7 protein-coding genes and 1 pseudogene are annotated in these 7,760 nt (G+C 70.7%); 5 read left to right on the forward strand and 3 right to left on the reverse strand.

Features of this window, described 5'->3' with window-relative positions; translation table 11 throughout:
- Positions 1-50: 50 nt before the first annotated feature.
- The 3 genes and pseudogenes from ABZ281_RS28695 to ABZ281_RS28705 all read right to left on the reverse strand — a co-directional run.
- Positions 51-257: pseudogene (locus ABZ281_RS28695) on the reverse strand (NADH-quinone oxidoreductase subunit E); the annotation flags it as partial.
- 5 nt (positions 258-262) lie between these two features.
- Positions 263-2,188 (reverse strand): molybdopterin-dependent oxidoreductase, encoded by a 1,926-nt coding sequence (locus tag ABZ281_RS28700; RefSeq protein WP_356660063.1) that lies wholly within the window; start codon positions 2,186-2,188, stop codon positions 263-265.
- Positions 2,185-3,156: a 2-dehydropantoate 2-reductase gene (locus tag ABZ281_RS28705; protein ID WP_356660065.1), complete on the reverse strand. Its 972-nt coding sequence runs from the start codon at positions 3,154-3,156 to the stop codon at positions 2,185-2,187. The genes ABZ281_RS28700 and ABZ281_RS28705 overlap by 4 nt, the downstream gene beginning before the upstream one ends.
- A 233-nt stretch (positions 3,157-3,389) precedes the next feature.
- On the opposite strand from ABZ281_RS28705, the gene ABZ281_RS28710 reads away from it, so the two are divergent.
- From ABZ281_RS28710 to ABZ281_RS28730, 5 genes are all read left to right on the forward strand, one after another.
- Complete coding sequence (locus ABZ281_RS28710; RefSeq protein ID WP_356660067.1) at positions 3,390-4,724, forward strand: OFA family MFS transporter; 1,335 nt, start codon at positions 3,390-3,392, stop codon at positions 4,722-4,724.
- The gene (locus ABZ281_RS28715) at positions 4,693-4,833 is read left to right on the forward strand and encodes a hypothetical protein (protein WP_356660069.1); all 141 of its coding nucleotides are present in this window, start codon (positions 4,693-4,695) and stop codon (positions 4,831-4,833) included. The genes ABZ281_RS28710 and ABZ281_RS28715 overlap by 32 nt, the downstream gene beginning before the upstream one ends.
- Before the next feature lie 191 nt (positions 4,834-5,024).
- On the forward strand, positions 5,025-5,963 hold the full coding sequence (locus tag ABZ281_RS28720) for a beta-ketoacyl-ACP synthase III (protein WP_356660071.1): 939 nt from the start codon (positions 5,025-5,027) through the stop codon (positions 5,961-5,963).
- A 155-nt stretch (positions 5,964-6,118) separates the two neighbouring features.
- Complete coding sequence (locus ABZ281_RS28725) at positions 6,119-6,796, forward strand: GntR family transcriptional regulator (RefSeq protein ID WP_356660073.1); 678 nt, start codon at positions 6,119-6,121, stop codon at positions 6,794-6,796.
- A gap of 277 nt (positions 6,797-7,073) precedes the next feature.
- Positions 7,074-7,760 (forward strand): ROK family protein (locus ABZ281_RS28730; RefSeq protein ID WP_356660075.1); only part of this gene is annotated, 687 nt, incomplete at its 3' end.

Here is a 7,760-nt window from a genome sequence, read left to right on the forward strand (position 1 = left end):
TTGTGCTACGCCTGGCCGTACGGGCGGCCGCAGTCGGAGTCGCACTGGGCAATCCGGTCGTTGACGGCGTGCAGCCCCGGCAGCAGCAGGTCGCGGCGGTCCCGGGCCTCGCGTCCGCCACGCGCCCACCTCAGATCGGCGGCTCGCATCTCGTCGCGGGCGGCCCCCTCCCAGGAGGACTCGGGAGGCCCGAGCAGGGCGTCGACGGCCGCCCGCTCCTCGTCCGTCGGCTTGCTGTCACCGAAGTGCAGATCCACTTACGTCACCCCACGATGGTCGCGATGGGCAGCTTCTCGATCCGGATCGCCGACGCCTTGAACTCCGCCGTCCCCGCGATCGGGCAGTTCGCCTCGATCGTCAGCTGGTTGGTGTCCACCTCGTCCGGGAAGTGCATGGTCATGAAGGCGAGCCCCGGGCGCAGCGCGGTGTCCACCCACACCGGAGCGGTCACCGACCCGCGCCGCGAGGTCACCTGGACGTGCTCACCGACCACGACCCCGTAGCGCTCGGCGTCCTCCGGGCTCAGCTCGATGAACTCGCCGCGCCGCAGCGGCGAGGCGTAACCGCCGCTCTGTACCCCGGTGTTGTACGAGTCGAGCCGCCGCCCGGTGGTGAGCCGGACCGGGTACCGCTCGTCGGTGAGGTCCACGGGCGGGTCGTGCCGCACGATCCCGAACGGGGCGAGCGGGCCGCGCCGCACCGGATCGGATTCCCACAACCGCCCGTGCAGATACGTCGGTTCGATCCCGTCCGTGCTCGGACAGGGCCACTGGATGCCCTGGTGCTCCTCCAGACGCTCGTACGTCATGCCGTAGTGGTCGGGCGAGACGGACCTCAGTTCGTTCCACACGGTCTCGGCGTCGGCGTACTTCCAGTCGTGCCCGAGCCGGGCCGCGAGGGCGCAGATGATGTCGATGTCCTCGCGGGCCTCGCCGGGCGGGGTGACGGCCTTGCGGACGCGCTGGACGCGCCGCTCGCTGTTGGTGGTCGTGCCGTCGGTCTCCGCCCAGCCGGCGGTGGCCGGCAGGACGACGTCCGCGAGCTGGGCCGTCTTCGTGAGGAAGATGTCCTGCACGACCAGGAAGTCCAGGGCCTTCAGCCGCCGTACGGCCTGCTCGCTGTCCGCCTCGGACTGCGCCGGGTTCTCGCCGATGCAGTAGACGGCCTTGAGCCTGCCGTCCTCCATGGCCTCGAACATCTCCGTGAGGTTCAGGCCGTAGTGCGGCTGGATGACGGTGTCCCAGGCCGATGCGAACTTCAGCCGGGTGTCCGGGTCGAGGATGTCCTGGAAGCCGGGCAGCCGGTTGGGGATGGCGCCCATGTCGCCGCCGCCCTGCACGTTGTTCTGCCCGCGCAGGGGCTGCAGGCCCGAGCCGTAGCGGCCCACGTGCCCGGTGAGCAGCGACAGGTTGATCAGGGCGCGGACGTTGTCGGTGCCGTTGTGGTGCTCGGTGATGCCCAGGGTCCAGCACAACTGGGCCCGTTCGGCGCGGGCGTAGGCGTGCGCCAGCTCCCGGATCGCCGCCGCCGGTACGCCCGTCACCTTCTCGGCGAGCGACAGCGTCCACGGCTCGACCAGGGCTTTGTACTCCTCGAAGCCGGTCGTGGCCCGCTCGATGAACGCCTCGTTCGCGAGCCCCGCGTGGATGATCTCGCGGCCGATCGCGTGCGCCATCGGGATGTCCGTGCCGACGTTGAGCCCCATCCAGCTCTCCGCCCACTCGGCGGTCGACGTCCGGCGCGGGTCCACCGCGTACATCCGGGCGCCGTTCCTGATCCCCTTCAGCACGTGCTGGAAGAAGATCGGGTGCGCGAACCGGGCGTTGGAGCCCCACATCACGATGACGTCGGTGTGCTCGATCTCCTCGTACGACGACGTCCCGCCGCCCGAGCCGAACGCCGCCGACAGGCCCGCCACGCTCGGGGCGTGACAGGTGCGGTTGCAGGAGTCGACGTTGTTGGTGCCCATGACGACCCGGGCGAACTTCTGCGCCACGTAGTTCATCTCGTTGGTGGCGCGGGCGCAGCTGAACATGCCGAAGGCGTCGCGGTGGCGCCCGAGGCCCAGAGCGGCCCGGTCGAGGGCCTCCTCCCAGGTGGCCTGCCGGAACGGCTCGTCGCGGGAGTCACGGACGAGCGGGTGGGTGAGCCGGGTGTAGGTCGTGGGGGTCCGGTCGCGTTTCCTCATGCGGCGCTCCTCAGCGCGAGCAGGTCCGAGATGGCGTGCACGGTGCGCAGGGTGGGCACCTGTACGCCGGTGATCTCCGCCAGCTCGACGACCGCCGCGAGCAGCACGTCGAGTTCGAGCGGCTTGCCGCGCTCCAGGTCCTGGAGCGTGGAGGTGCGGTGGTCGCCGACCCGCTCGGCACCGGCGAGCCGGCGCTCGACGGAGACACCGACCTCGCAGCCGAGGGCCTCGGCGACCGCCAGCGTCTCGGTCATCATGATCTCGATGACCTTGCGGGTGCCGCCGTGCAGGCACATCTGCCGCATGGTCGCGCGGGCCAGCGCGCTGATCGGGTTGAAGGAGATGTTGCCGAGCAGCTTGACCCAGATGTCGCTGCGCAGGTCCGGTTCGACCGGGCACTTCAGACCGCCCCCCTGCATGGCCTCGCTGAAGCCGAGACAGCGGGCGGAACGGCTGCGGTCGGGCTCGCCGATGGAGAACCGCGTGCCCTCCAAGTGGCGTACGACGCCCGGCCCTTCGAGTTCGGTCGCCGCGTAGACGACACAGCCGATGGCCCGTTCGGGCGCGAGCACCGCACTGACCGCGCCGTCCGGGTCGACACTCTCGACACGATGGCCGTCGTACGGGCCGCCGTGCCGGTGGAAGTACCACCAGGGGATGCCGTTCTGGGCCGCGACGACCGAGGTCGTCTCGTGCAGCAAGGGCGCGATCAGCGGCCCGCACGCCGCGTACGCGTTTGCCTTCAGGCCCAGGAAGACATGGTCGACCGGACCGACTTCGGCCGGGTCGTCGGTGGCGTGGGGGCGCGCGGTGAAGTCACCGCGTGGGCTGCGCACCCGGACTCCGTGCTGCCTCATGGCCGCCAGATGCGGTCCACGGGCGATGAGATGCACCTCGGCGCCCGCGCGGTGGAGCGCGGCGCCGACGTAGGCGCCGATGGCACCGGCGCCGAGAACTGCGACTTTCACGGGAACACTCCGTTCGGTTTGAGGGATACCGCGGAGGTGGCTGCCGTCCGGCCGCCCGCGGGCCGCGTATGGCTCGAGGACGGCTTGTGTCGACGAAATATTGTCTACAGTATGGAGGTTGGAGCGGCAAGAGTCCGCGCGCCGACCGTTCGGCGCATGCGGGATACCGCTCACCGCATACGGTCGACGCCGCGCTTCTCAACTCCCGTGCGGATCCCTACCGTCCGGGGTTCATGAGTCCCCCAGTCGCGCCCCCGGGCTGGAGCCGCTGGCTCGTTCCGCCCGCCGCTCTCTCCGTACATCTCTCCATCGGCCAGGCCTACGCCTGGAGCGTGTTCAAGCCGCCCCTCGAGTCCGCGCTCGGCCTCAGCGGCACCCAGAGCGCGCTGCCCTTCCAGCTGGGCATCGTCATGCTCGGCCTGTCCGCCGCGTTCGGCGGCACCCTCGTCGAGCGCAACGGCCCGCGCTGGGCGATGACCGTCGCCCTGCTCTGCTTCTCCTCCGGCTTCCTGCTCTCCGCGCTGGGCGCGTCCCTGGAGCAGTACTGGCTGATCGTGTTCGGCTACGGCTTCGTCGGCGGCATCGGTCTCGGCATCGGTTACATCTCACCCGTCTCCACGCTGATCAAGTGGTTCCCGGACCGGCCCGGCATGGCCACCGGCATCGCCATCATGGGCTTCGGCGGCGGCGCGCTCATCGCCTCGCCGTGGTCGGCCCAGATGCTGGAGTCGTTCGGCGGCGACAGCTCCGGCATCGCACTCGCCTTCCTGGTGCACGGGCTGTCGTACGCCGTGTTCATGCTGCTGGGCGTGCTGCTGGTCCGGGTTCCGCGGCATGCCCCAGGGGCGCGGGGAACCGCGCGACAGACCCCCACCGGCCCGCAGGTTTCCGCGAAACGGGCCGTTCGCACCCCACAGTTCTGGCTGCTGTGGATCGTGCTCTGCATGAACGTCACCGCCGGCATCGGCATCCTGGAGAAGGCCGCGCCGATGATCACGGACTTCTTCGCGGACACCTCCACCCCGGTGTCGGTGACGGCCGCCGCCGGCTTCGTCGCGCTGCTGTCCGCGGCGAACATGGCCGGCCGCATCGGCTGGTCCTCGACGTCCGACCTCATCGGCCGCAAGAACATCTACCGCGTCTACCTGGGCGTCGGCGCCCTGATGTACGCCCTCATCGCCCTGTTCGGCGACTCCTCCAAGCCGCTGCTCGTCCTGTGCGCGCTGGTCATCCTCTCCTTCTACGGCGGTGGTTTCGCCACGGTTCCGGCCTATCTGAAGGATTTGTTCGGTACGTACCAGGTCGGCGCCATCCACGGGCGGCTGCTCACCGCCTGGTCCACGGCCGGGGTGCTCGGACCGCTGATCGTGAACTGGATCGCCGACCGGCAGGAGGAGGCGGGCCGGCACGGCGCGTCCCTGTACGGGCTGTCGTTCGTCATCATGATCGGGTTGCTCGTCGTCGGCTTCGTCGCCAACGAACTGGTGCGGCCCGTCGACCCCCGCCACCACGTCACCGCCCCGAAGGAGGCCGCCCATGTCGAGCGACAGCAGTCAGACTCCGCCTAGCCCGGACCGCCGGTGGCTGATCGCCCTCGCCTGGGTGTGGGTGGGCGTACCGCTCGCCTACGGGCTGTACGAGCTGGTCCGCAAGGCGACGCAGCTGTTCACCGGGTAGGCGCAGGAGTCCGGTCGCGGGTGGCAGCCGGGCCGCCGGGGGGCGTTCGACAGGTGTCCGGGCGCCCGAGCTCCTGACCGAAGCTGACAACCCCGGCGCCGGTTTCCTGTCGCCTTGGCTGCCGTCGTACCCGTGAGTCACTGATCAGACTGGTGGACCCGCTACCCAAGGCAACGAGGGGGATCCACCCAATGAACGGCTCGCGCATCGCCGCCGTCGGCCACTACCAGCCCGCCAAGGTCCTCACCAACGAGGACCTGGCGGACCTGGTGGACACCAGTGACGAGTGGATCAGGAGCCGGGTGGGCATCCGCACGCGTCACATCGCCGGACCCGACGAGCCGGTCGACGAGCTGGCCGCCCACGCCGCGGCCAAGGCCCTCGCCGCCGCCGGACTGACCCCGGCGGACATCGACCTGGTGCTGGTCGCCACCTCCACGGCTGTCGACCGCTCGCCCAACATGGCGGCCAGGGCCGCGGCCCGCCTGGGCATCCCGCAAGCCGCCACGATGGACCTCAACGTCGTGTGCGCGGGCTTCACCCACGCCCTGGCCACCGCCGACCACGCCGTCCGCGCGGGGGGCGCGAGCCGGGTGCTGGTCATCGGGGCAGACAAGATGTCCGAGGTGGCCGACTGGAGCGACCGCACCACGTGCGTGCTCGTCGGCGACGGGGCCGGGGCCGCGGTGGTCGAGGCCGCCGGCGAGCCCGCCATCGGACCGGTGCTGTGGGGCTCGGTCCCCGAGATGGGCAACGCGGTGCGCATCGAGGGCACTCCGCCGCGCTTCGCCCAGGAGGGGCAGAGCGTCTACCGCTGGGCCACCACACAGCTGCCACCCATCGCGCGCCGGGCCTGCGAGCGGGCCGGACTGGAGCCGGCCGACCTCGCCGGAGTGGTGCTGCACCAGGCGAACCTGCGCATCATCGAGCCCCTCGCGCAGAAGATCGGCGCCGTCAACGCCGTCGTCGCACGCGATGTCACCGAGTCCGGCAACACCTCGGCCGCGAGCATCCCGCTGGCCTTCTCGAAGCTGGTCGAGCAGGGGGCGCTGACCACGGGCGACCCGGTGCTGCTGTTCGGCTTCGGCGGGAACCTGTCGTACGCGGGGCAGGTCGTGCGCTGCCCCTGAGCGTCTGAGTGGCAGAGCGGTGTGACGCGGGCAACTCCCCGAAGCCCTGGCTCTTGTGCGCCGTAGACTGTAGACGAAAGACAATCAATACTGATTCTGCGGCGATACCGGCTCGCGCCGCGCTGTGCACGGCCCTGCCGAGGAGGGGGACCGCGATGCTGTCGACAGGCCTGCCCCAGGGGGCGGTACCCAAGCTGGAACGCCCGGGTCCGCTGCGCGACCGTGTCTACGAGGCACTGCTCGAACTCATCACCACCCGCGCGCTCCAGCCCGGCCAGCATCTCGTCGAGAGTGAACTCGCCGGGCATCTCGGGGTCTCCCGGCAGCCGGTGCGCGAGGCACTGCAGCGGCTCAACACCGAGGGGTGGGTCGATCTGCGGCCCGCCCAGGGTGCGTTCGTGCACGAGCCGACGGAGGAGGAGGCCGACCAGCTCCTCACGGTCCGTACGCTGCTGGAGGCCGAGGCCGCCCGGCTCGCGGCAGCCAACGCGAACAGCGCGGGCATCGCCGCCCTCGAAGCACTGTGCGCCGAGGGTGAGAAGGCCGTCGAGGCCGACGACGTGGACGGGGCCGTCGCCGTGAACGCCCGCTTCCACGCCAAGATCATGGAGCTCGCCGGCAACGCCGTCCTCGCCGAACTCGCCGCCCAGGTCGACCGGCGTGTGCGCTGGTACTACACGCCCGTGGCGCGTCGGCGCGGCCACCAGTCGTGGATCGAGCACCGGGAGTTGATCGCCGCGGTCTCCGACCGGGACGAACAGCGCGCCACCCAGCTGATGCGCGAACACACCGAGCACACGCGCCGGTCGTACCACGCGCGTTCCCGCTCGTAGCTCCGTAGCTCCGTAGCTCCGTAGCTCCGTAGCTCCGCAGCTCCGGGGGTCCTGGCTTCGTGGCCCGTGGCTTCGTGGCTCCGCCACGCCTGGCCGCGAGGCAGGGCACCCGTCACCGCTGCTTTGTCCTGTGAGTGGAAAAAGTAGTGGGCAATTCCTGCGCGACTTCTTCCCACTCCCGGCAGCCGCTGCTACGTTCCCTCCGAAAGCAAGCCACCGAGGTGGCGGAAAACCGGCGCGCACAGGCCGGTCGGGCGGGGAGGGGCTCGTGAGACGTATGACCGCGCGACCCGCGAACGCCCACCAGGCCCGGCTGCTCACGCTGTTGCGTGACGGCGGACCCAACTCCCGTGCCCAGCTGGGCGACCAGGTCGATCTCTCGCGGTCCAAGCTGGCCGTGGAGGTGGACCGGCTGCTGGAGACGGAACTGGTCGTGGCCGACGGACTCGCCGCCTCGCGCGGTGGCCGCCGCTCCCACAACATCCGGCTCAACCCCGAACTGCGCTTCCTCGGCGTCGACATCGGCGCGACCTCGGTCGATGTCGCCGTCACCAACGCCGAGCTGGAGACCCTCGGGCACCTCAACCAGCCCATGGACGTGCGCGAAGGCCCCGTCGCGGTCTTCGAGCAGGTCCTGGCCATGGCCGCGAAACTGAGGGCCTCCGGGCTCGCGGAAGGGTTCGACGGCGCCGGCATCGGCGTCCCGGGTCCGGTCCGCTTCCCCGAGGGCATCCCCGTGGCACCGCCGATCATGCCGGGCTGGGACGGCTTCCCCGTGCGGGAGGCCCTCAGCCAGGAACTCGGCTGCCCGGTCATGGTCGACAACGACGTGAACCTGATGGCGATGGGTGAGCAGCACGCGGGCGTCGCCCGCACCGTCGCCGACTTCCTCTGCGTCAAGATCGGCACCGGCATCGGCTGCGGCATCGTCGTCGGCGGTGAGGTCTACCGCGGTACGACGGGC

The sequence above is a fragment of the Streptomyces sp. NPDC006265 genome (assembly GCF_040613555.1).
GTDB lineage: Bacteria > Actinomycetota > Actinomycetes > Streptomycetales > Streptomycetaceae > Streptomyces.

Excerpts from the sequence above, each read along its gene's own strand:
- ABZ281_RS28700 (WP_356660063.1), bottom strand. The coding sequence starts at position 2,188 with ATGAGGAAACGCGACCGGACCCCCACGACCTACACCCGGCTCACCCAC.
- ABZ281_RS28710 (WP_356660067.1), top strand. The coding sequence starts at position 3,390 with ATGAGTCCCCCAGTCGCGCCCCCGGGCTGGAGCCGCTGGCTCGTTCCG.
- ABZ281_RS28715 (WP_356660069.1), top strand. The coding sequence starts at position 4,693 with ATGTCGAGCGACAGCAGTCAGACTCCGCCTAGCCCGGACCGCCGGTGG.
- ABZ281_RS28720 (WP_356660071.1), top strand. The coding sequence starts at position 5,025 with ATGAACGGCTCGCGCATCGCCGCCGTCGGCCACTACCAGCCCGCCAAG.
- ABZ281_RS28725 (WP_356660073.1), top strand. The coding sequence starts at position 6,119 with ATGCTGTCGACAGGCCTGCCCCAGGGGGCGGTACCCAAGCTGGAACGC.